The following is a 21,596-nucleotide window of genomic DNA, read 5'->3' as shown; positions in this document are numbered from 1 at the left end:
CTCTCCATGACAGCAGAACAAACGTCGCCGGACCAGCGCTACGCCGCTTTCCGCCACCGCTCCTTCCTGAGCTATTGGGCGGCGCGCTTCCTCACCACCTTCGCCACCATGATCGTGTCCGTGGCCGTCGGCTGGCAGATCTATGATTTGACGCGCAATCCCTTCGATCTCGGCATTGTCGGCATCGTCCAGTTCCTGCCGTCGCTGCTGCTGGTGCTGGTCACCGGCGTCGTCGCCGACCGTTTTGGGCGCCGCCTGATCATGGCGCTGGCCACCGTCACCGAGGCAAGCTGTGCGCTTGTTCTCCTGTACTTCACGCTGCGCGGCCTCGTCAGTCCGCTGCCGATCTTCATCGTACTGGCGCTGTTCGGCATGGCGCGCGCCTTTTACGGCCCGGCCTCATCGTCGCTGTTTGCCAATCTGGTGCCGCCGGAGGATTTCGGCAATGCGATCGCCTGGAACTCGTCGGCCTGGCAGACGGCAACCATTGTCGGCCCGGTCGCCGGCGGCCTGCTCTATGGCGTCTCCGCCGAAGCCGCATACGCCACCGCCTCCGTGCTGATGCTGGTGGCTGGCCTGCTGATCTTCACCATTCCCAAGCCGGCCCAGCAAAGCGCCACCGACAAGCCGACGATGGAAACTTTGTTTGCCGGCTTCCGCTACATCTGGAGCGAGAAGATCGTGCTCGGCGCCATCTCGCTCGACCTCTTCGCCGTGCTTCTGTCCGGCGCCTCGGCGCTGCTGCCGGTCTATGCCCGCGACATTCTCGAACTCGGCCCCTGGGGCCTCGGCCTGCTGCGCTCGGCGCCGGGCATCGGCGCCATCTGTGTCGCGGTCTGGCTTGCCGGACACCCGCTGCGCGACAATGCCGGCAAGATCATGCTCGGCTTCGTCGCAGGCTTTGGCGCGTTCACCGTGCTGTTCGGCGTCTCCACCATCACCTGGCTGTCGATCCTGGCCCTTGCCGGCCTCGGCGCCACCGACATGTTCAGCGTCTATATCAGGGAAACGCTGATCCAGCTGTGGACCCCGGACGAGGTGCGCGGCCGCGTCAACGCCGTCAATCAGGTCTTCGTCGGCGCCTCCAACGAAGTCGGCGAATTCCGCGCCGGCACCATGGCGGCGCTGATCGGCACCGTGCCGGCAGTGGTGATCGGCGGCGTCGGCGCGATTGCCGTCGCTGGGCTATGGGCGGTGCTGTTTCCGCAGCTGCGCCGGGTGCGGCATCTCAACAGCCGCAACTGATCGAGCGCGGATCTAAGTCGCTGGATCGACGCTCGGGACAATCGGCTTGCGCGGCTGAGATGGGGCCGAGAAGTGGACGGACAGCTTCGGGCCTCAGATTTTCAATAGGGCCCTCGGGTCGATGCGAGCAACATCGTGAGCTGGCCCGAAGCGGTCGTTGCTCGGGCGGCAAGCCGTCGCCAAGATGAGGTCCACTCGTTGCAATCAGGTTACCAGCTCAAGTATTTTCTGCCAGCGAGGATGATTGTGAAGCTTGGCGAAGTCAGAGTCGTGTTTGACCCATGCCTTGGTCTCGTGATTTGCGTGCGGAAGCAGACGCGCCAACAAATCTAGCGCCGGCTCGGCATCCTCCAAAAGCGAGTAGACGCAAGCAGCATTGTATTGGGTTAGAATATCGTCGGGATCAATGGCCAACGCACGCGACGTCCATTCCCTCGCACGGGCGATCTCTCCAATTTCGGCAAGCGCGCCGGCGCCTAGATAGGCTGGGCGCGGGTTATCGGGATGCAGAGCCAACTCGCCTTCGGCCAGCTTAATTCCTGCGCGCGCTGCATCGATAATATCCTTGTCCCGGCCTAGGGAACGGTAGATCGGGATCAGCAGGATCTGGCTCTGGTAGTCATCTGGCTTGATCTCAACCGCCCGTTCATATAGCCGCGCGGCTTGATCGAGTTTACCCTGCGCGAAGGAGGCGCGAGCGAAAAAGTAGTGGGCTTCGTACAGGTTAGGATTCAGGGCAATCGCGCGTTCAAATTCCGTCTCAGCCTCGGGATAACGCTCCCCGAGCGATAAGGCCAATGCGCGCGAAGCATGAGCCTCGGACAGGCCACCCTCAAGATCGAGTGCCTTGGCGCTGGTGGCCAGAATACTCTCGACTGCTATGTTCTCATAATAATGTAGAAACAAAAAGGAGTCGCAGTCGGCGATCCCGGAATACGCTCGGGCATAAAGCGGATCGAGCTCGACCGCTTTCGAAAACATTCGCCTCGCAAGCGTGTAATATGCTCTCGAGTGCCTATGCAAGAACTGCCGCCCGCGAAGATAGTAGGTGTAGGCATCGATGTTCTCGGTTGGCGCTTGGCCAACGATCTTTTTCTCCTCCGGCAGAAGCTTTACCTTCAGTTGGTCGACGATCGTTCTCGTTATCTCGTCCTGGATAGCGAAGATATCAGTCAGTTCCCGGTCGTAGCGGTCGGCCCACAGATGGACTCCATCCTTTCCGTTGATGAGCTGAGCTGTTATTCGCACGCGCTGTCCAACCTTGCGCACACTTCCTTCCAAGACGCTCGTTACGTTGAAGCGCCGGCTCACATCCTGTATGTCGACCGGCTTGCCCTTATAAGTGAATACAGAATTACGGGCGATGACCGACAGGCCTGAGATCTTGGAAAGGTCCGTGATGATGTCCTCGGTAATCCCGTCAGAAAAGTACTCCTGCTCCGGATCTCCGCTCATATTGAGGAAGGGGAGCACCGCTATTGAAGGCTTCTCCCTCAGCAGCAGATTGCCTTGAGGCGTCTGCTCTACGCTCGCAGCACGTGGATCGAGCGACACGTTGTAAACCCTTACAGGTTGTTCGATGTTCTTTAGCTTCTGCTCGCCGGTATCCTCGAAGAGGAGGTCGAGCCGGTTGCCCACATTGTCGCGCACTGGGCCGGAAACCGCGATTCCACCGGACTTGGCGATGGTTTCGATTCGTGCCGCGACGTTCACACCCTCGCCATAGATGTCATCGTCATCGACGATGATGTCACCGAGGTGGACGCCAATGCGGAATTCAATCCGCCTGTCCTCGGGTATGTCGATGTTCCGCTCGCGCATCTTTCGCTGAATGTCGGCGGCGCAGGCGACCGCGTTCACCACACTCGGGAACTCGACCAGCATTCCGTCGCCGGTCAGCTTTACGATTCGTCCTTCGTGCTCGACGATCTTGCCGTCTACCAGTTCCTTACGATGAAGCTTGAGCGCGGCAAGCGTGCCGACCTCGTTCACTCCCATGAGGCGGCTATACCCAACGACGTCGGCGGCAAGGATGGCTGCGAGTCGGCGCACAAGGTTACCTGTGGATATTGCCTAGTTTGAACCTTCAGTAGCAGGTTCTTGGCGCTACGCCCATGAGAAATCGAGAATCCAAGTTATAGTTGAGCGCTGATCTTGAATGTCTGGATAAGTAAATCCACGCTCTCGTGTCGCTGAGCCGCGAAGAAGATCGCGCTGAACCGCCCCGTCATACACATAATGTCGCTAGTGTTATCATCTTGCGCAGATGTGATCTTCAAAATTTGGCAGTCACTCTCGCTGCAATCGATGAGGTCGATTCTTCCGTTATTAAAGTCTGGTGATAGGCATCTTTCAATTTATCGCTACGACCGGCATGCGTCGCAAAGCAGTCGTCCACGCCTCCCGAAAGTAAGTCGTCTTTGGGCAAGCTCGGCCGCTCAGAGTAGTTGAATTTACTCTATCCCGCAGTAGGCTTGCCGAAGATCAGCTGCAAAAACTCGCTCAGCCAGCGCTTGAGGTGCATGTCCCAGATCAGCCGGCCGCCGAGATGGTCGCGGCCGGGCTGCGCGCCGGGCAATTCGAAGCGGTGCGCGCCGCGCACCACCCAGCGCTGCATCATCATCCTGGTCAGCTCGCCATGGAACTGGATGCCCCAGGCATTGTCACCATAGCGGAAGGCCTGGTTGGGGTAGGTTTCCGCCGTCGCCAGAAGCGTCGCGTCTTTCGGCAGTGAAAAGCCTTCGCGGTGGAACTGGTAGACCATGTCGGGCCAGTGCATCAGCTTTTTGCCGGCTTCGGTCGGCATCAGCGGATACCAGCCGATCTCGACCAGCCCCTCGCCATGCCCTTCGACCTTGCCGCCGAGATGGTTGGCCAGCATCTGCGCGCCAAGACAGATGCCGAGGAAGGGCCGGTTCTCGCGTAGCGGCACGTTCAGCCAGTTGGTCTCGCGGCGGACGAACTCGTCCTCGTCATTGGCGCTCATCGGCCCGCCGAACACGACAGCGCCGGCATGCAAATCCAGCGTTTCCGGCAGGCTGTCGCCGAGCGGCGGCCGGCGGATGTCGAGATCGAAACCTTCCTCGAGCAGCATGTGGCCGACCCGGCCGGGGCTCGAAGTCTCCTGATGCAGCACGATCAGGATTTTCGGTTTCGAGCTCGGTCTAGGCGGCATGGAGAGCTGGGATCCTACTCGTCGCTCGACGTTCCACTGGCGCCGGGCGCGGCGGCGGCCGCCTTGCGACGTGCCTCGATCCGGTCTTGGCGTTCGACGCCGATCAGTTCGGCGACGCGCCAGACGGTGTTGTCTTCCAGCTCATGCAGTTCGCCGTCGGCATAGACGATCTCCCACATCAGGCCGATGAAGGCCTTGCGGGCCTCGGCATCGAGATGGCGTTTCAAGACGCTGGTAAAGGCATAGAGGTCGATCGCCTCATTGTCGGCGCGCTCGCCGGCGGCAGCCAGCGCATCGAGCTCATCGCCGCCGATCGAATAGCTCTCACCCAACACCTGCTTGAACCGCTCCCACTCGACATCCTGGCGCACGCCGTCGGCATTCATCACATGATAGAGCAGCGCAGACGCGGCAACGCGCGGATCGTCCGCATTGGCGCGAGCACCGGCCCCGGAAGGAAGGTCTTTCAGAAAGGACAGGACGCGTTCGAACATGGTGCTCACATCAGGTCAGAGGTCAAAACAGGCGGAACCGGCGTGGTGATTTTTCCGCTTCGTCGTCAGGGTCGACGCCGGGGTCGTCGGGCAGCCGGATAACCTCCTCGGCCGGTTCGACGGCTTCTGCATCCGAAGGCACGGCAGTAAAGGCGGCGGCGGTGACCGGCGTGACATGGTCGTCGCCCACAACCGGCTTCGGCTCGGTCGGCGCTTCGCCGATCGTCTTGGCCAGGGCCGGATGGTCGATCACCTCGGCCTCCTTTGCCGGCTTGGCTGGTGCAGCAAGCACCGGTACCTCGGCCCCAGGTGTTTCCTCATGGCTGTCGATGAGCTGGCCGAGCCGCTCCATCGGCGCGCGCCAGGTGAAGGCGTCGAGCTTGCCGCTGACCGGCGACACCGGCGCCCAGCGTTCGGAGACGACGCCGTCGGCAACCCAGGCCGGATCGCGCGGCGCCCTGACAGCCTTGGACAGCAATTGCCTGATCCTGCCCTGGTCGCCTGTCTCGGCCTCCTCGATATCGGCCAGGAGCAGGTAGGCGCCTTCCCGCCGATCCATGCGGATCGCCGCTTCCGCCTCGCGGCGGGCGGTGGAAAAATCCTGCGCGTCGAGCGCGGCGCGCGCCACCGTCATCGACGATTCGGCGTTGTTGCGCTTCAGCTCCTGCAGCTTTTTCGCCCGGTTCAGGCGGTCGACCACCGCATCGCCCGGCCTTGCATGCGTGTAGAGCTCGGCAATCTCCGGATGCGGCTCAGCTTTCCAGGCTGCCTCGAGTATCTTGGAGCCTTTGCGGACATCATTCTGCTTGAACAGGAGATTGGCCGCCGCAACCGCAGCGGGCGCGAAATCGGGCGCGAGCTTGTTGGCCTCGAGCGCCGCAGCCTTCGCCGCGTTGGGGTCGCTGTCGGTCAGCGCCTGCGCCTTGGCGGTCAAAAGCACGGCGCGGCGGCGGTTGGCGGCGTCGCGTTCGATCTGCCGCGTCGACTTCTGCGCCTCGACCAGCTTCAGCGCGCCGTCCCAGTCGCCGCGCCCGGTCAGGTCTTCGAGTGTCGATTCCGCGGCCCAGGCCAGTTGCGGCGCCACGGCAGCGGCGCGTCCGGCATAGTGGCGCGCTGCGTTGCGGTCGCCCAGCCGCTCGGCTTCGAGATAGAGCCCGCGCAAGCCGAGCAGCCGCATTTCGGGATCGTCGAGCATCGCCTCGAATTTCTCGCGCGCGCCCTCGTGGTCGCCTTCGAGCAGTGAGGCCTGCGCTTCGAGCAGATGGATCAGCGGCTCCTGATCGGAGCGGATCAGCTTGGCCGCTTCCTTTGTCTTCTTGCGCGCCAGGGCGCCATCGCCGGCGCCGGCGGCGATCATGCCGGTCGACAGCGCCTGGTAGCCGCGGTCGCGGCGCCGCACGCGAAAGTAGCGCGAGATCGTATACGGGCTGTTCCACAGCGCCTTGATCAGCCACCAGACGATCATCACCGCGGCGACGACGGCAACGATCGCCACTGCCGCCACCATCAGGCTGACCTGGTACTGGTAGCCATTGAAGGTGACGACCATCTCGCCGGGACGATCTGCCAGCCAGGCAAAGCCCAGGGCGAGCGCGAAGGCGGCGGCGAGAAAGATGAGAATGCGGATCATCGTGTCGTCCTCATGCCTTCATCGCGCCCGCAATCAGCGCGTCGACCTGCGTCTCGACCTCGATGCGCGCTTTCAGTTTGCCGGCAAAATCGGCGCCCGCGGCTTTCACCGCATCCGGCAGCGTCGCATACTCGCTGAGCGCCTTGGCGTAGTCGCCCTGGTTGACCGCCATCTCCATGCGCGCCACGGTTTCGGGCGCGCCGGCGCCTTCGACGGCGCCGATCGGACGCACCTTGACCAGCGATTCGGCACTCGACAAAAGGTTTTGGAAGAAGCCGGCATTTTCGTCGACCGGCGTCGCGGCAGCGACCATCGCAGTGGCTGCGGCATCAACCTCGCCGGCGATTTCGATGCGGGTGGGGACGCCTTTTTCGGCATAGGGGCGCAGCGCCGCAATCTGCGGCGCATCGGGCGAGATCGCCGCGAAGGTTTCCAGCTCGGCGGCAAACGGCGCGCCGCGGTCGAGCGCCGACTTCAGCGCCGAAGCGGCGATGGCCATCGCGATCTTCGGCTGCGAGGCCTGCGCATCGACCTTGCCAGCGAGCTGCGTCACCGACTGTTCGAGCGCGGCGATCTTGGCCTCCTGCGCTTTGGCTTCCTCGCCGGCCGATTTCACCAACGTATCCAGACCAGCCAGCTTTTCGGTGAGCGGCGCGAGGTCGACGGGCGCCGTGCTGCCGGCCTGGCCGAGCGCGGCGACCGCTGTCTCGATCTGCTTGACCTTGTCGCCGAGCGCGGCAAGCCCGGCATTGTCGCCGGCGCCGCCTTGCTCGACCGCCGATTTCAGCGATGCGACATCGGCCTTCACCTGATCCAGAGAAGATGACAGCCCGTCCACCTTGGCCGTTGCGGCGCCACCGCCGCTGGCTTCCCTGAGGTCGGCGATTTCGCTCTTCAGCGAGGCGATCTCGCCATTGACGCCGTCGAGCGAGACGGTGCCACCGCCCGAACCCGGGGCGCCGAGCACGCCGGCAAACTGCAGCCCGCCGGCGGCGGCCAGCGCGATGACACCGCCAATGATGCCGGCGGCAATGCCGTTGGAACGCTTCGGCTGCGCTGCCATGGGCTGGCTCCTCACCTCGGCTGTATCAGGCGTTTCCTTGGATGCACGCGGCTTGGGCGAGGCATCCTCGAAACTGTAATCGGAGGTCCTGGCGTGCGACGGTGCGTCCGAGGCGGCGGGATAAGGCCTTTCCGGCTCGCCGGACACCTTGGCACCGGTGCTCTCCGGCGCGGCCTGCGCCGCGGCGTCGGAATGCTCCCACGGCTCGAGATCAGCTTGGTCAGCATGAACCGGCTCGTCAGGCGTCTCCGGCTGTGCATCGGCCGTGGCAGCCGCCTCCTCGTGCATGACCGATTCGGCCGAGGTCTCGGTCGCATCGGGGCCAGAGGATGCCGCCACATCGCCATCCGCCTTGGCGGCATCCGCATGGACGATGCGCGAGACGGCGCCGGGTTCGAGCTCGATGGTCACCGGCTCGCGGCGGCCTTTCGAATGTCGCATCTTCGGCGTCTTGACCATGCCTGGGCTCCGCAAATCCTGCTTCGTCTCAACGCCTGACGGCGCGTGATGGTTTAAAAATGGTCTAGCACATCACCAAGCGGTGAAAAGGGGCGGCGTGATGACACGGGGGGTCAGGGGTCTGCACGCAACAGCTCAAGCAACGCCTCCTCCTGCGGTTCCCGGGCAACGTCTATTTTTTTGCCGGCGGCATTGCCGAACGCAGCTGCTATGCGCTCGGACAGGGCAAAAATCCGCGCCTTTCCAAGGAGATGGCCTAATTCCGCCCGCTTGGCCAAGGCCTGCAACGCTGCCGCCCCCTTGGCCGAATAGAGCAGCACCGCATCAACCGCCTGACCGGACAGGCGCGCACGGATTTCATCATTGGAATAGTTCAGTAAGACAGTGTCGTAGGCTTCGATGGCGTGGACCTCGACACCGGCCTGCCGCAGCCGCGTCTCGAAAGCCGGAAACCGCACGCGTCCCGTGAGATAGATGATCGCCTTGCCGGAAAGGCCGGCGGCAATCGTATCGGCCAGTTTCTCGGCATCGCCCGGCCCTTCGCTGACCGACAAAAACCCTGCCGCGCGCGCCGCTTCAGCCGTCCTTGCGCCGACGGCGTGGCAAGGCAAGGCGGCAAGCGCCGCGATGAGCCCTTTTGGCGCATGGCGCACGGCATTGGGGCTCGTAACCGCGACGGCATCGCCGGCAACCACATCGACGCCAACAGGCAGCGCTACCGTTTCGGTCAGTGGCAGAAGGATCGGCTCAAATCCCAGCCCCTGCAGCCGCCGCATGGTGCGCGACGCCCCGGGTTGCGGCCGCGTCACCAGGACACGCATCTCAGACCCAGCCGTCGAAGAAGGTTTCGCCGGCCTTGGCCCGCACCGTCCTGGCGGCGTCCGTGCCGATACGAACGGCATCCTGCGCCAGACCCTCGGCCTTCACCTCATGCGATTGTGTACCATCAGGCGAAATGATCAGCCCGGCGAAGGTCAGCGTGCCGCCTGCTATCGTCGCATAGCCTGCGATCGGCGTGCGGCAGGAGCCGTCGAGTGCCGCCAGGAAGGCGCGCTCGCAGGCCAGCGCCTGGCCCGTCGGCTCATCATGGATGGCGGTCAGCATCTGTTCCACAGCGCTGTCGCCGATGCGGGTCTCGATGCCGATTGCGCCTTGCCCCGGCGCCGGCGGAAAAGCATCGAGCGGCATCAGATCCGTCACGACATGGCCGAGCCCGAGCCGTTTCAGCCCGGCATGGGCGAGGATGGTGCCTTCGGCGACGCCTTCCTCCAGCTTGCGCAGCCGCGTCTGCACATTGCCGCGAAACATGACGACGTCGAGGTCGGGGCGCATGCGCCGGATCAGCGCCTGGCGCCGCAGCGAGGACGAGCCGACCTTGGCGCCTTGCGGCAGGTCGATGATCCTTTTCACCGCCTTGCCGATAAAGGCATCGCGCGCGTCCTCGCGCGGCAGGAAAGCCGAGAGTCCGAGCCCGCCCGGCAGCACCGTCGGCATATCCTTGGAGGAATGCACGGCGATGTCGATCGTGCCGGCCAGCAGAGCCTCTTCGATCTCCTTGGTGAACAGGCCCTTGCCGCCGGCTTCCGACAGCGGCCGGTCCTGGATGCGGTCGCCGCTGGTCGAGATGACGACCACCTCGAACGCTTCCGCCGGCATGCCATGCGCTTCCATCAGCCGCGCCTGCGTCTCATGCGCCTGGGCGAGCGCGAGCGGGCTGCCGCGTGTTCCGATTTTCAAAGTTTGCATGGCGCGCGGTCCGTGATAACCCCCGGCTGGCTTTGCGTTTCCGGCACTCTCCCTAACGAGGCCTGCCTCTACTAACTAGGAAAGTCCGGCGACACAATCTCTGGAGACAGCGACGAATTGATCCGCGTTCTGGGCATTGAGACGAGTTGCGACGAGACCGCCGCCAGCGTGGTGACGCTGGATGGCGCCACCGCGCCGGTCATTGCGTCCAACATCGTGCTCAGCCAGATCGAGGAGCATGCCGCCTTTGGCGGCGTCGTGCCGGAGATCGCCGCGCGCGCCCATGTCGAGGCGCTGGACGGCATCGTCGAGGCCGCCCTTGCCGATTCGCGCACAGCACTTGCCGACATCGACGCCATTGCCGCCACCGCCGGGCCTGGTCTGGTCGGCGGGCTGATCGTCGGCCTGATGACGGCCAAGGCAATTGCGGCTGCGGCCGGCAAGCCGCTGATCGCCATTAACCACCTCGAAGGTCATGCATTGACCGCAAGGCTGACCGACGGGCTCAACTTTCCCTATCTGCTGCTGCTGGTTTCCGGCGGCCACACGCAAATCGTCGCCGTGCGCGGCGTCGGCGACTACCAGCGCTGGGCGACCACCATCGACGATGCGCTGGGCGAAGCCTTCGACAAGACGGCGAAAATGCTCGGCCTGCCCTATCCCGGCGGCCCGAATGTCGAGAAGGCGGCAGCAACGGGCGATGCGACCCGCTTTGCCTTTCCACGGCCGATGAAAGGCTCGGCGCAGCCCGATTTCTCCTTCTCCGGTTTGAAGACCGCCGTGCGCCAGGCGGCAACCGCCATCCAGCCGCTGAGCGAGCAAGATGTCGCCGACATCTGCGCCTCGTTCCAGGCGGCGGTGGCCGATGCGCTGGGCGACCGCGTTGCCCGTACGCTGGCCCGCTTTCGGCAGGAATTTCCGGACAAGGCCATGCCCTCGCTGGTCGTTGCCGGCGGCGTCGCCGCCAATCGCACGATCAAGGCGACGTTGCACAGGCTGTGCGCCGAGGCCGGCTTTGCCTTCGTCGCACCGCCGCTGAAACTGTGCACCGACAATGCGGCGATGATCGCCTGGGCCGGCATTGAGCGGCTGCGGGCTGGGTTGTCGCAAGAGAACGGTTTCGATTTCGTGCCGCGTTCGCGCTGGCCGCTGGACAGCATTTCGGCGCCGATGGTCGGCTCCGGCCGGCGTGGAGCGAAAGCATGACCGGCAGCAAGGCAAGCGACAGGGACAAGACAGGCTGGCGCGTCGCCGTGCTCGGCGGCGGCGCCTGGGGCACTGCGCTGGCGCTGGCCATGCTGCGCGCCGGCCACGATGTCCGGCTCTACGCCCGTGATGAAGAAACGGTCGCCGCCATCCACCGCGGTGAGAACCCGCGCTATCTCCCCGGCATCGCCATCGAGCCCGGCATCGCGGCGACGAGCGATATCGGCGCTGCGTTGACTGACGTCGATTGCGTGCTGGCCGTGGCGCCGGCGCAAGCGCTACGCGCCATGCTGACGACGACAAAGCCCCTTATGCCGAAAGGCATTCCGCTGGTTCTTTGCGCCAAGGGCATTGAGCGCGACACCGGCGCGCTGTTGTCGGCAATCGTCGCGGACATTTTGCCGGAAACCCCGGTCGCAGCCTTGTCCGGCCCAAGCTTCGCCGCCGATGTCGCCAGGGGCCTGCCGACCGCCGTCGTGGTCGCGGCTCGCTATGACGCCTTGGCGGCCGCGCTTGCCGCCCGCTTTTCGGCGGAAAACCTGCGCTGCTATTCCAGCGACGATTTGATCGGCGTCGAGATCGGCGGCGCGCTGAAGAATGTCTTTGCCATCGCCGCCGGTGCCGTCACCGGCGCAGGGCTCGGCGCCAGCGCGCAGGCCGCCATGGTGACGCGCGGTTTCGTCGAATTGCGCCGCATCGGCGCGTCCTTCGGTGCAAAACCGGAGACGCTGATGGGGCTTTCCGGCCTCGGCGATTTGCTGCTGACCTGCTCGTCCGCCCAGTCGCGTAATTTCGCCTACGGCTTGGCCTTGGGACAAGGCAAACCGCTTGCCGGCCTGCCACTCGCCGAAGGCGTCCCGACGGCTGCCATCGCCGCCCGCATCGCCACCGAGCGCGGCATCGACGCGCCGATCATTACTGCGGTGTCGGCGATACTGGATGGCACGATCACCATACGGCAGGCCGTGTCCGCCCTGATGACGCGGCCGCTGAAGACCGAAGCCGATATCTAATTGTATACACCTCGGAACAACTCGGCATTGTCCTCACCGGCGACGATGAGGTTTTCGTAGTCACCTTCCGGAAGCAGCAGTGCCTCGGCCGGGCCGCTGCGCAGAACAACGTCGCTGACACCGGCCTCCAACGACAAAGGCAAGGAACGCGGGGTGCCATTAATCTCGACCTTGCCATCTGCTGGCTGCCCGTTCGTCGTATACAGGTTGTACCGTCCAGGGACCGGCACCTTGAAAACGTCCGGACGGCCGGGGCGAAGGCGACGGCCGGCCATTCTGATGTTGGGAGCGATCTGGACGTAGCTGTCGCGGATAAGAGGGGCGATCACAGGATCGATCATATCCATGCGATATGACCAGATAATCACCTTTGGCGGAGTGTTCGAGAGGATTTTGTACGCTTCCGATTCGCTGCCTTCCTGCAATGTTTTCAAGATATAGTACTGGTCGAGCCAGAGGGTGGAGGGCTCCCGTCGATTGGGCAGCATCCCGATGCCGTCGAAATAGAACTCGGCCGGTTCGACCATCGCCTCGGCGCGGGCGATCAGCGCAAGCTGCGCCGGATTGTCGATACGCAGATAGAGTACGTTGCTGATGTAGCTGATCGCTCCGGCAATCACGAGCAACGCCCGCGCAAAACGCATGGGCAGTGCATCAGCCGCATGGCGATCGAGCACTCCAAGCGACCACAGCGCCATGAATGGCAAGGCCATGATGAAGACATAAGGCCAGGGCTGATCATGAACAAAAACCAGGCCCGTGATGACGGCGGTGAACGTCAGCGCAATCCGCTGTCTCTCTTCCAACGCTCCGATGCGTAGCAACCCAAGAACGATTCCGCCGAAGCAGAATGCATAGAGAATTGCGTTGTGAACGAGCGTCTGGAGCACAAAACGTCGCAAGCCGCCATATTCGACACCGCCGCGGCTCGCGACTTCAACTGGGCCGAATATCAGGCCTCGGACGATCGGGAGCGGGTCGGCGCCGCCAAATACGACGCAATACGCGGCGATGGGCACAATCCAGCCCAGCACCAAGGCTGCGCCACGCTTGATCCCGGCTCCGTATTGTCGTGCAATGAAAGCGTTGACGAGCAATCCCATGCCCAGCGCGACATTGAAATAGATGGATTTCTGGGTCGTCAGGAAGGCGAGGCCGCTAAGGATGCCAGCGAAGACAATCCGTCTCGCGCTTGCCGAATTCCTGCTGATGACCACCAACAGCGCCGCGACCGCGAAGAACAGCGCCAGCGGTTCCGAGATCGTGCGGAAAATTCGTTCCATAACGTTGGAAAAGCACAGCAGGATAAGGACAATCGCCAAGGCACGCGGCCTGTCCTGGCCGAGCGCTCGCGCGCATGCATAAATCATAGCGATGGTCGCGCAGGCGAGCAGCGCCATCTGGAAGCGTCCCACGATCATAATGGAGGCCGCATCCCAGCCAATGAGATTGGCCAGCTTACAAAAAATCGTGAAACCTACCGCCTTGGCCGGTTGGACAGTGTCAAACAGGCCGTTCCCGAGATATTTCGCGTAACCGAGCTGGCCGAACTCATCCATGACGAACCGGCTGCGATAGGCCAGCGCGAAGAGAAGGATGATCTTAAGTGCGATCAGAACGCTCAGGCCGATTGTGGCCGGGCGTTCGGCAATACCGAAAAAGTCCCTGTTGCTGATGTCGGTTTTCACGGCGGACCGGTCATTCATCGGCAACGTTCCCTTGCCGGTTCTCTGTCGGTGCCACCGCTTGGCTATTGCATGCCAAGGCGATCACACCGCGGGCCATCTTTTCCCAATCGTAGTGCGCCAGGGCATGGGCAGCCATCGCATCACGGTCGGCTGCAGTCAGGGTAAGACCATCGATCGCGTCAGCACAGCGACGCGCTGACCCTTGGGGATCTCTAAGGTCGATGTTCACACCACGCAGCCAGACCGCTGCATCGGGGTCGGCAAGGTGGACCGGAGCGCCGCAGATCACCGGGAGGCCGCAGGCCATCGCCTCTTGTATGACAAGCGGATACCCTTCACCGACGCTTGGCAGCAGCAAGAAATCTGCCGTGCGATAGAGGTCCGCCAACTCCATGGGCGTCCGAGTGCCCAGGTCACGAACATTGCCAAGTCCCCAGGCGCTGGGTCTGATCGAGCCGGCGCCCGCCAACGAGAATTCGAGGTCGGGCCGCAAGGTCGCCAGCGCGCGGATCACCGACAGTCCCTTTTTCTCGACGTAACGGCCAACGAAAAGAACGCGACGTCCTCGCGCCGGAGAGCCCCCATCGCCGGTCGAGTCCCGCGACGGATGGAAAATGCTGCGGTCAACCCCGTTGAAAAGCAGCCTGTAAGAGTGCCGCGCGGGCGTTCCCAGCAACTCATGGCGCACCGTGTCACTGATAAAGACGCGAGCATCCGCCGCCCTTAGCATAGGCCGCGTCACGAGACGGTTTGCGAGCGCCATCGCGAAGCGCAGGATACGCGAAGAGAACGGAACGCCGGCAATGTGTTGAACAAGCACTGTTCGCTTGCGGTAAATTTTGGCCGCCACCATTGCCAGGATCGACGTAGCGTAGAGCGCATCATGCATCACCACCGAATCGCTGCCGCGCACTGCGCGCGCCAATTCCGCTATTCCTCGCATACGAGGTATGGGCATCGGCAGGCCGTTGCGTTTTTCCATCGGCTGAAGGCAGGCAATCGGCACCGCATCCACTTTTCCCTCGGGCGGCAGGTCGGCATCGCTTGCAGCCCAGGACGCTTCGATGCCGTTATCCGCGAACCGGCGGCAAAGATGCCCGGCGACGCGCTCTATGCCGCCGCCATGCGCCTCGAAGAAGTGGCTTACCGTCAAAATCCGCAAGGGCTTGCCCGTCAAACCCGCTCCAGACGAAGCGTAATCTCAAGGCGGTTCGGAAACAGCCATCCGTAGAGGCCTTTGCGATATCGCAACGGCGCCGCGCGTGCGGCTATGCGATAGCCGCTCTCGGCGGCGAGCCTCTCCCACTCGGCACGATCAAGGTAACGCGCCCATACCATTCCGCCGAACGGGATGTTTCCAATGGCGTCCATTGCCATGAGGCGTAGACGATCCACCGCATGCAGGCTTTCATGGTCCTTGATATAGAGCGGTCCATCCACCACCCGCCGGATCTCTTTGAGAAGCGCTGCGCGCGCCGCAAGCGGCACGTGATGCATGACGTTGTTGAGCGTTGCCGCGTCGAACGCATCGTCCCTGAAGGGCAACGTCTTGCCGTCATACAGGCGCGTGGACACGCTTAGCGAAGGGCAGAAACGGTCGACAAGATCCACCGTTTGTACTCCTTCCAGCGGAAACAGCTCAGACATGGCTTGCGCAATTACGCCTGTACCGCCACCGACATCCAGCAGCCTGCGATGATCGCCGGCCCACACCTGACGAAGGCTGTCGAGCATCGTGGCTTGATAGAACGGCACTTTGCTCCGGTACATGGCGAGATGGCGCGACATGATACCCTGCAGGAGGTACGGATCGATGGAGGGCATCGTCATCTGGAAATTCATGGGTTTCTGACGGATGTGGATTTTGGCGCGCCGATCGCCCAGCGGCTGAGCGCAAAGTTGATCGCCAGCATGCAGATCGACGCAAGCGGCGCCGCGACAGGCATCGCCAGACCTGTCCAGTCGCGCCAGAACCAGGTGAAGATGAACGCCAGCGGAACATTGGCCGACATCGCCAGCAGATATCTTGCAAAGCCGGGCAGAGCCAAGGGCTGGCGGAACGTGAAAACGCCATGCAGGGCGTAGCCGCTTGCCGCTACAATCCCAAAGGACAACAGGACCGCCAGCCATAAAGGCGATCCAGCACGGTCCGAAAGAATCATCACCGCGTTGTGAAGCGCGAGACACAGCGCCGCCACAACGACGTAAGTGGAAGGCGCACGCATGTTCATGCGATCGCCTTATGTGCCCGAACGAGGAATACGCATCCATTGTCGTCGCGTATCGACGCTGGCGTGATGGCGTCTTCCAGCAGCGCGCGCAGGTTCATGAGCACGGCCAGCAGCGACGCGAAAGCGCCCCCCAAAACAGGGATGCGGCGCAGGAAGAAGGCAAAGCCTGTCAGACGGATCAGCGTGGTCGTGGCCAGCGGACCGGCGATGGCCTTGACATCCTCGACAACCAGGCCGCGATCCCCGAGATCGGCAATCAGGCCTGTTCGTGTCCAGCGTCGATGATCTTCCGGGTGAGGATGATACAGCCAGGTGCCATGCGTGGATAACAACAGAACACCGTCATCGCGCAGCAGCCGATTGATTTCGGCGCAATAAGCGTCGAGGTCGCGTACATGTTCCAGGACCTGGACTGAGAGGACCGCGCCCGCGGCGCCATCGGCAAGCGGCACCCGGCCACGCTCGTCGATTCGCAGCGATCCGCCATCGTCGATATCCGCGCCACGATAGTCGATCCGCATCTCCCGCATCATCCGGGCATAGGGCATGTCTCCGCAACCCAGATCGACCATCAGTGTTTCCGGCCTGACATGGGCGCGTGCCTGCTCCTTGAGCAGCCTGGCGAGCCCGCGCAGAATCAGCCAGTCGGTATCCCATATACGCGGAGAAGCCCTGCTTGCTTTCATGTTGCGAGCTTACCTACGCACAAGCCGGCGAAACTCGGAAAGAAGCGGATCGCCAAGACTATCAAGCAGCAGCTTCAGCACGAAACCGGACAGGGTCATCAGCACGCCGGCCACGCACGCAGTGCTGCTGGTGAATATGAGGTGCACGGACTGCTCCATCGGTTCATCGACAAGCAACCACTGGAGAGCGAGGAGCAGATTTACCGCGAACCCTCCGGCAAAGATCAAGACACCTCCGCCAACCAGCCATTCCAGCGGGCGCCCTCGTTTGAGCCAGGCGACGACGCGTCCTTTCTGAACCGGGTGATAGATGGCGATGGCCACTTTGGCCAACATGCCCAGCAGTGTCGCGGACAGTCCGATGAGCGTTGACATGGACGCAAGCGCGACAAAATGGATGCCGAAATAATGCCCGTTAAACTGAATCGGGCCGGCCGAAAGCACAGCCAAGCCTACAGTACCCGTCACCAGCAGGGTAAGGCCAGGTATCAGGTAAAGCGTGTCCGGTGCATGAGCGATGATGAGCCGCAAATGGCGCCAGCCGTCGCGGAAGGAACGCAGATGCGGCGCGCGGTCGCGCTTGTCGGGATGGAGCTTGATCGGCACTTCTCGAATGGCGAGTCCGGCGCGATGCGCATTGATGATCATTTCCGAGGCGAATTCCATTCCCGTCGAGCGTGCGCCGATTTTCTGAAATGCCTGTCGAGTGAAGCCGCGCATACCGCAATGGAAGTCGCGGATCGGAGATTTGTGCAGCCAGCGAGCGATGGTGGACAGGACGGGATTGCCCACGTAGCGATGCAGTAGCGGCATGGCGCCCGGCTCGATACCGCCGGCGAACCGATTGCCCATGACAAAGTCCGCACCCAATTCCAACGCGTCGACGAAATCGCCAAGCTGGCTCCAATCGTAGGAATCATCGGCATCGGCCATGATGAGATATTTGCCTTCGGCCGCTTCAACTGCAGCGCTGATTGCCGCGCCATAGCCCTTTACCGGCTGATGGACGACCCGCGCTCCCAGCTTTTGCGCAATCTCCACCGACTTGTCAGTGGAGCCATTGTCGCCGACGACGACTTCCCCCTTGATACCGCGTCTGGAGAAGGCATCGAGGGCCTTGCGGATACAGATGCCGATCGTCAATTCTTCATTCAGGCAAGGAATGATTGCCGAGACGAGGACACGCTCGGTCTCCATGCTGGCCGCGGAAGCAGGCGTGGCGTCGTCGATCCGAATTGTCGTGCTGTGCGCGATGCTCTCCATTGCGTCCTCTATTCAGGCGTTCTGGAAGAACCAGCCCATCCTCACAATTGACCCGCTGGAGTGTTGCGTATCGAAAATTGATTATTTTTGAATTTACGAAATATCAGTCTCCTCTTTCATAAGCGGCACTGGTAAACGCCACGTGCTATTTTTTCGCAATGCAGCGCTGTTGCCTGAGTTTACTCTTTCGGGCGAAGCGGTATCGTCTGTGACTTTCATCAAACTCAAGTGGATCAATCATTTCAATGCCTTGGCCTTGAGCGTGGCGGAGATCCATCGCGATAGATCGTCATTTGGCATTGACCCGAAGGCACCATAAAAGCAAAAACGCGGTTTCGGCAGTTCAAGGCGAACTGTAGTCGCAATCCCAACCCGGAGTTTCGAAAGCATGCTGTTTGCGTTGATTTGCAAGGACAAGCCCGGCAGCCTGCAGGTGCGCGTCGACACCCGGCCCGCCCACGTCGCCTTTCTCGAGGGCCTGAACGCCGACAAGACACTGGCCTTTGCCGGTCCGTTCCTCGATGCCGACGGCAAGCCGAACGGCACCCTCGCCGTGGTCGAGGCGCCGGATCTGGCCGGTGCGCAGGCGCTGTCGGCCGCCGACCCCTATGCCAAGGCCGGGCTGTTTGAAACAGTCGAAATCCGCCAGTGGAACTGGACCTTCAACAAGCCGGCGGCTAGTTAGTTCGGGCTACGGCCCACGGAGGAGCAAAGACATGAACTACTGGCTGTTCAAATCCGAACCTTCGGTCTTTTCCTTCGAAGCGTTGAAGGCCAAGGGCAAGGCCGGCACGCAATGGGACGGCGTGCGCAACTATGCGGCGCGCAACAACATGAAGGCGATGCAGATCGGCGATCTCGGCTTTTTCTACCATTCCAATGAGGGGCTGAACGTCGTCGGCATTGCCGAGGTCTGCGCGCTTGCCCATCCGGATAGCACGACCGACGATCCGCGCTGGGAATGTGTCGATATCCGCGCCTTCAAGGACGTGCCGAACCCGCCGACGCTGGAACAGGTCAAGGCCAACCCGAAGCTCGCCGAGATGGCGCTGGTCAGGCTCGGGCGGCTTTCCGTACAGCCGGTGACTCCGGCCGAATGGAAGGAAGTCTGCCGCATGGGCGGCCTGACGCCCGCTCCGTGACGGTCCTCACGCCGAACAGCGCGAAAAAGTTCATTCTCGACAACACAGCGCTGATGACGCCGCCGCACGTGCCGGAAATTTTTCTGCGCCTTGCCGACGAGGCGCATGACCTCTGGCAGCGAACCGAGGACGAGTTGACCGAAATCGGCTTGCCGCCACCCTTCTGGGCCTTTGCCTGGGCCGGTGGCCAGGGCCTTGCCCGCTATATCCTCGACAACCCGTCTGAAGTGCGCGGCAAACGTGTGCTCGACTTCGCTTCCGGCTCGGGGCTTGTCGCCATCGCCGCCGCCAAGGCCGGTGCTTCACAAGTGATCGCCACCGACATCGACCCGTTCTGCGAAACGGCGATCCGGCTCAATGCCGAAGCCAACGGCGTTGCCATCGAGTTTTGCGGCACCGACTGCATCGGCACCGATGCCGGCTGGGATGTGGTGCTGGCCGGCGACGTCTTCTACGACAGATCCTTCGCCGACACACTGATGCCGTGGTTTTCGACACTGAAGGCGCGCGGCGCCGACATCCTCGTCGGCGATCCCGGCCGCTCCTACATGCCGAAGGCAGGCCTGGAGCCGCTGGCCGTCTACGAAGTGGCGGTGACGCGGGCGCTGGAGGATTCCCTGGTCAAGCGCACCACCGTCTGGCGCTTCGCTTGACGGCGCTGCCGAACAGGCATTCCATCGCGGGATTGATTTGAGAATACGCATGTCGTTATCCCAAGACCGCTCAACACTTTTGGGCGACATGCTTGAGGGGAGGACTTTATGGATTTTTCAGCAGTGAACTGGCTGGCGGTCGTGGTCGCGGCCGTGGTGGCGTGGCTGTTCGGCGCCGTCTGGTACATGGCTTTGAGCAAGCCGTGGCTGAAGGCGGCCAAGCTCGATCCGGCGACGATGAGCAAGTCGAAGCTGCCCTTCGTCATCTCCTTCATTGCCGAACTCATCATGGCGCTGGTCGTTGCTCTGGTTGTCGGCGCCATGACCGGCGGCGAGCCGGCCCTTGCCGCCGGCCTGGTCTTCGGCTTCGTCCTCTGGCTGGGCTTCGTCGCCACGACGCTGACGTCCAACCACCGCTATGAGAATTTCGGCTGGGACCTGACCCTGATCGACGGCGGCCACTGGCTCGGTGTGCTTTTGATCATCGGCGCGGTGATCGGCTGGTTCGGCGCGCCGGTGGTCGCCGGCTGAAGTCCTTCCAGAGTCGAGGATGACCTATAACTCGTCCCAGGTCCGGCGCGTCGGGTCCGGCTGCGGGTTGTGGACTTCGCCCAGGATCCACTCCTTGAACGCGATGATCCTGGCGTCGTTTGCCGATGCGGCTGGATAAACCAGGAAATAGGCGAACTCGGCCGCGACCTTGAGGCCGAGTTCGAATGGCCGCACCAGCCGTCCCTCCGACAGGTCGTTCGCCACCATGGCGAAATCGGCGAGCGCCACCGCATTGCCGTCGAGCGCCGCCTGCACCGCATCTGACGAAGAGCCGAAAACGATGGTCCGGCTGTCATCAAAATCGTCTATGCCGGCCGCCGCCATCCACATGCGCCAGTTCGGCCAGGTCACGCCCTGGCGCGCCCATACAATATGGGCAAGCGTGTGCCGGAACAGATCGCGCGGCTCTCGAAGCGGCGGACCGGAGGTCAACAAAGCCGGGCTGCACACCGGAATGATGATGTTGTCGAACAGACGGTGGCTGACAATGCCCGGATATTTCCCGGTGCCGAAGCGAATGCCGATATCGACGTCGTCGCGATCGAAATTGCGGACTTCATAGGTGATGTCGAAGCGAAGTTCGATCCCGGGCTGATGCTTGCGGAAATCGTCGACGCGCCGCATCAGCCATTTGGTCGCAAACTGCGGGTCGAGCGTTATCTTCAGGAGCGCCAAGCCGCGCGTCATCTTTTGCGCCCGCGACACCGCCCGGTTGAGCAAGTCGAGCGCATCGAGCGAGGCTTCGAACAGCACCGTGCCTGCCTCGGTCAACCGGATGGTCCGGCTGGTGCGGGTAAACAGAACGATGCCAAGCTGATCCTCGATTTCCTTGATCTGGTGGCTGACCGCGGCCGGCGTCAGCCCGAGCTCATCCGCGGCCCGGGTGAAATTGAGGTGCCGGGCCGCCGCTTCCAGCGTCCTCAGTGCGCGGGTTCCGGGCAGCAGGCGGGCCAATCGATCTCCAAATAAAACTTGATGATATGGAGAAAACTACTCGTTTCTCCTTTGTCTTTCAATCCGACATGATGGGCGCAATCGAAACACCATCAAACCGGATTTGATATCCGGAGGAACGGATCACACCATGTCCACCGTCGCTTTTCATTCACCGATCGCCCGTCCGACCTGGTTGCGCGCCGTACTCGACTGGCTTCGTCACGCCAGGGTCGCGATCCACCTCACCCAGCAAAATGTCGTCCACCAGGACGTCGAGGATCTCTCCGACCGCGAGCTGCGCGACATTGGCGGCGAACGCAAGGATGTCGCCCGCGCCATGGACCGGGAGTTGGGCAGGCTGGGACTGCTGGATATAGGCTGGCAGAGGAATAGGCAGTGGTGAATAGGCAGTAG

General features: G+C 62.6%; 22 protein-coding genes. 8 read left to right on the top strand and 14 right to left on the bottom strand.

Translation table 11 applies throughout. The annotated features are described in order from the left end of the window. Positions 1-6: 6 nt before the first annotated feature. Positions 7-1,245 (top strand): MFS transporter, encoded by a 1,239-nt coding sequence (locus tag AC04SG_RS17035; protein ID WP_488551974.1) that lies wholly within the window; start codon positions 7-9, stop codon positions 1,243-1,245. 204 nt (positions 1,246-1,449) lie between these two features. Here AC04SG_RS17035 and AC04SG_RS17030 read toward each other — a convergent pair whose 3' ends face one another. The 7 genes from AC04SG_RS17030 to hemC form a co-directional block, all read right to left on the bottom strand. Then, the gene (locus AC04SG_RS17030; protein WP_488551973.1) at positions 1,450-3,297 is read right to left on the bottom strand and encodes a TPR end-of-group domain-containing protein; all 1,848 of its coding nucleotides are present in this window, start codon (positions 3,295-3,297) and stop codon (positions 1,450-1,452) included. A gap of 406 nt (positions 3,298-3,703) precedes the next feature. Next, a complete protein-coding gene (locus AC04SG_RS17025) occupies positions 3,704-4,420 on the bottom strand; it encodes a glutamine amidotransferase (protein ID WP_488551972.1) in 717 nt (238 codons plus the stop codon). 14 nt (positions 4,421-4,434) lie between these two features. Then, positions 4,435-4,914, bottom strand: a complete 480-nt coding sequence (locus AC04SG_RS17020) for a tellurite resistance TerB family protein (RefSeq protein WP_488551971.1) — start codon at positions 4,912-4,914, stop codon at positions 4,435-4,437. A gap of 22 nt (positions 4,915-4,936) precedes the next feature. After that, positions 4,937-6,544 carry a heme biosynthesis HemY N-terminal domain-containing protein gene (locus AC04SG_RS17015; RefSeq protein WP_488551970.1) on the bottom strand — a complete coding sequence of 536 codons (1,608 nt, stop codon included), beginning with the start codon at positions 6,542-6,544 and terminating at the stop codon, positions 4,937-4,939. 10 nt (positions 6,545-6,554) lie between these two features. Continuing rightward, positions 6,555-8,066, bottom strand: a complete 1,512-nt coding sequence (locus AC04SG_RS17010; RefSeq protein WP_488551969.1) for a COG4223 family protein — start codon at positions 8,064-8,066, stop codon at positions 6,555-6,557. Positions 8,067-8,179: 113 nt separating this feature from the next. After that, entirely contained in the window at positions 8,180-8,887 is a 708-nt protein-coding gene (locus AC04SG_RS17005) for a uroporphyrinogen-III synthase (protein WP_488551968.1), read from the bottom strand. Position 8,888: 1 nt separating this feature from the next. Next, positions 8,889-9,812: a hydroxymethylbilane synthase gene (gene hemC, locus AC04SG_RS17000; protein WP_488551967.1), complete on the bottom strand. Its 924-nt coding sequence runs from the start codon at positions 9,810-9,812 to the stop codon at positions 8,889-8,891. Positions 9,813-9,932: 120 nt separating this feature from the next. Here hemC and tsaD point away from each other — a divergent pair, with 120 nt between their 5' ends. Together tsaD and AC04SG_RS16990 are read left to right on the top strand one after the other, a co-directional pair. After that, on the top strand, positions 9,933-11,018 hold the full coding sequence (gene tsaD, locus AC04SG_RS16995) for a tRNA (adenosine(37)-N6)-threonylcarbamoyltransferase complex transferase subunit TsaD (protein WP_488552043.1): 1,086 nt from the start codon (positions 9,933-9,935) through the stop codon (positions 11,016-11,018). Next, positions 11,015-12,031, top strand: a complete 1,017-nt coding sequence (locus AC04SG_RS16990; protein ID WP_488551966.1) for an NAD(P)H-dependent glycerol-3-phosphate dehydrogenase — start codon at positions 11,015-11,017, stop codon at positions 12,029-12,031. The genes tsaD and AC04SG_RS16990 overlap by 4 nt, the downstream gene beginning before the upstream one ends. On the opposite strand, the gene AC04SG_RS16985 is transcribed toward AC04SG_RS16990, so the two are convergent. Genes AC04SG_RS16985 through AC04SG_RS16960 form a run of 6 tightly spaced genes read right to left on the bottom strand, consistent with a single transcriptional unit; the run spans position 12,028 to position 17,899 of the window. After that, entirely contained in the window at positions 12,028-13,737 is a 1,710-nt protein-coding gene (locus tag AC04SG_RS16985) for a DUF7056 domain-containing protein (protein WP_488551965.1), read from the bottom strand. The two genes, AC04SG_RS16990 and AC04SG_RS16985, sit on opposite strands and share 4 nt — an antisense overlap. Beyond that, entirely contained in the window at positions 13,730-14,896 is a 1,167-nt protein-coding gene (locus tag AC04SG_RS16980; RefSeq protein ID WP_488551964.1) for a glycosyltransferase family 4 protein, read from the bottom strand. The genes AC04SG_RS16985 and AC04SG_RS16980 overlap by 8 nt, the downstream gene beginning before the upstream one ends. Next, positions 14,893-15,561, bottom strand: coding sequence for a methyltransferase domain-containing protein (locus AC04SG_RS16975; RefSeq protein WP_488551963.1), 669 nt, complete (start codon positions 15,559-15,561; stop codon positions 14,893-14,895). The genes AC04SG_RS16980 and AC04SG_RS16975 overlap by 4 nt, the downstream gene beginning before the upstream one ends. Continuing rightward, complete coding sequence (locus tag AC04SG_RS16970) at positions 15,558-15,950, bottom strand: GtrA family protein (RefSeq protein ID WP_488551962.1); 393 nt, start codon at positions 15,948-15,950, stop codon at positions 15,558-15,560. Before AC04SG_RS16970 ends, AC04SG_RS16975 begins: the two co-directional genes overlap by 4 nt. Continuing rightward, complete coding sequence (locus AC04SG_RS16965; protein WP_352557005.1) at positions 15,947-16,636, bottom strand: class I SAM-dependent methyltransferase; 690 nt, start codon at positions 16,634-16,636, stop codon at positions 15,947-15,949. Before AC04SG_RS16965 ends, AC04SG_RS16970 begins: the two co-directional genes overlap by 4 nt. Positions 16,637-16,645: 9 nt before the next feature. Next, entirely contained in the window at positions 16,646-17,899 is a 1,254-nt protein-coding gene (locus tag AC04SG_RS16960; protein ID WP_488551961.1) for a glycosyltransferase family 2 protein, read from the bottom strand. Positions 17,900-18,287: 388 nt separating this feature from the next. On the opposite strand from AC04SG_RS16960, the gene AC04SG_RS16955 reads away from it, so the two are divergent. From AC04SG_RS16955 to AC04SG_RS16940, 4 genes are all read left to right on the top strand, one after another. Then, the gene (locus AC04SG_RS16955; protein WP_192254767.1) at positions 18,288-18,584 is read left to right on the top strand and encodes a YciI-like protein; all 297 of its coding nucleotides are present in this window, start codon (positions 18,288-18,290) and stop codon (positions 18,582-18,584) included. A gap of 31 nt (positions 18,585-18,615) precedes the next feature. Beyond that, complete coding sequence (locus tag AC04SG_RS16950; protein WP_112621800.1) at positions 18,616-19,041, top strand: EVE domain-containing protein; 426 nt, start codon at positions 18,616-18,618, stop codon at positions 19,039-19,041. After that, complete coding sequence (locus tag AC04SG_RS16945; RefSeq protein WP_192254765.1) at positions 18,996-19,694, top strand: class I SAM-dependent methyltransferase; 699 nt, start codon at positions 18,996-18,998, stop codon at positions 19,692-19,694. The genes AC04SG_RS16950 and AC04SG_RS16945 overlap by 46 nt, the downstream gene beginning before the upstream one ends. A gap of 108 nt (positions 19,695-19,802) precedes the next feature. Beyond that, positions 19,803-20,225, top strand: a complete 423-nt coding sequence (locus AC04SG_RS16940; RefSeq protein ID WP_488551960.1) for a DUF1761 domain-containing protein — start codon at positions 19,803-19,805, stop codon at positions 20,223-20,225. A 24-nt stretch (positions 20,226-20,249) separates the two neighbouring features. Here the strand turns inward: AC04SG_RS16940 and gcvA are convergent, their stop codons facing one another. After that, positions 20,250-21,200 carry a transcriptional regulator GcvA gene (gcvA, locus tag AC04SG_RS16935; RefSeq protein ID WP_488551959.1) on the bottom strand — a complete coding sequence of 317 codons (951 nt, stop codon included), beginning with the start codon at positions 21,198-21,200 and terminating at the stop codon, positions 20,250-20,252. 130 nt (positions 21,201-21,330) lie between these two features. On the opposite strand from gcvA, the gene AC04SG_RS16930 reads away from it, so the two are divergent. Next, complete coding sequence (locus tag AC04SG_RS16930) at positions 21,331-21,585, top strand: hypothetical protein (RefSeq protein ID WP_352586498.1); 255 nt, start codon at positions 21,331-21,333, stop codon at positions 21,583-21,585. The last annotated feature ends 11 nt before the right edge of the window (positions 21,586-21,596 follow it).

This window comes from Mesorhizobium sp. CNPSo 4684 (assembly GCF_057784315.1).
The sequence above is the reverse complement of the archived record's forward strand: the minus strand, read 5'-3'. Positions and strand labels throughout refer to the sequence as shown.

Excerpts from the sequence above, each read along its gene's own strand:
- AC04SG_RS17035 (WP_488551974.1), top strand. The coding sequence starts at position 7 with ATGACAGCAGAACAAACGTCGCCGGACCAGCGCTACGCCGCTTTCCGC.
- AC04SG_RS17025 (WP_488551972.1), bottom strand. The coding sequence starts at position 4,420 with ATGCCGCCTAGACCGAGCTCGAAACCGAAAATCCTGATCGTGCTGCAT.
- AC04SG_RS17020 (WP_488551971.1), bottom strand. The coding sequence starts at position 4,914 with ATGTTCGAACGCGTCCTGTCCTTTCTGAAAGACCTTCCTTCCGGGGCC.
- AC04SG_RS17015 (WP_488551970.1), bottom strand. The coding sequence starts at position 6,544 with ATGATCCGCATTCTCATCTTTCTCGCCGCCGCCTTCGCGCTCGCCCTG.
- AC04SG_RS17010 (WP_488551969.1), bottom strand. The coding sequence starts at position 8,066 with ATGGTCAAGACGCCGAAGATGCGACATTCGAAAGGCCGCCGCGAGCCG.
- AC04SG_RS17005 (WP_488551968.1), bottom strand. The coding sequence starts at position 8,887 with ATGCGTGTCCTGGTGACGCGGCCGCAACCCGGGGCGTCGCGCACCATG.
- hemC (WP_488551967.1), bottom strand. The coding sequence starts at position 9,812 with ATGCAAACTTTGAAAATCGGAACACGCGGCAGCCCGCTCGCGCTCGCC.
- AC04SG_RS16990 (WP_488551966.1), top strand. The coding sequence starts at position 11,015 with ATGACCGGCAGCAAGGCAAGCGACAGGGACAAGACAGGCTGGCGCGTC.
- AC04SG_RS16985 (WP_488551965.1), bottom strand. The coding sequence starts at position 13,737 with ATGAATGACCGGTCCGCCGTGAAAACCGACATCAGCAACAGGGACTTT.
- AC04SG_RS16975 (WP_488551963.1), bottom strand. The coding sequence starts at position 15,561 with ATGAATTTCCAGATGACGATGCCCTCCATCGATCCGTACCTCCTGCAG.
- AC04SG_RS16970 (WP_488551962.1), bottom strand. The coding sequence starts at position 15,950 with ATGAACATGCGTGCGCCTTCCACTTACGTCGTTGTGGCGGCGCTGTGT.
- AC04SG_RS16965 (WP_352557005.1), bottom strand. The coding sequence starts at position 16,636 with ATGAAAGCAAGCAGGGCTTCTCCGCGTATATGGGATACCGACTGGCTG.
- AC04SG_RS16960 (WP_488551961.1), bottom strand. The coding sequence starts at position 17,899 with ATGGAGAGCATCGCGCACAGCACGACAATTCGGATCGACGACGCCACG.
- AC04SG_RS16955 (WP_192254767.1), top strand. The coding sequence starts at position 18,288 with ATGCTGTTTGCGTTGATTTGCAAGGACAAGCCCGGCAGCCTGCAGGTG.
- AC04SG_RS16950 (WP_112621800.1), top strand. The coding sequence starts at position 18,616 with ATGAACTACTGGCTGTTCAAATCCGAACCTTCGGTCTTTTCCTTCGAA.
- AC04SG_RS16945 (WP_192254765.1), top strand. The coding sequence starts at position 18,996 with ATGGAAGGAAGTCTGCCGCATGGGCGGCCTGACGCCCGCTCCGTGACG.
- AC04SG_RS16940 (WP_488551960.1), top strand. The coding sequence starts at position 19,803 with ATGGATTTTTCAGCAGTGAACTGGCTGGCGGTCGTGGTCGCGGCCGTG.
- AC04SG_RS16930 (WP_352586498.1), top strand. The coding sequence starts at position 21,331 with ATGTCCACCGTCGCTTTTCATTCACCGATCGCCCGTCCGACCTGGTTG.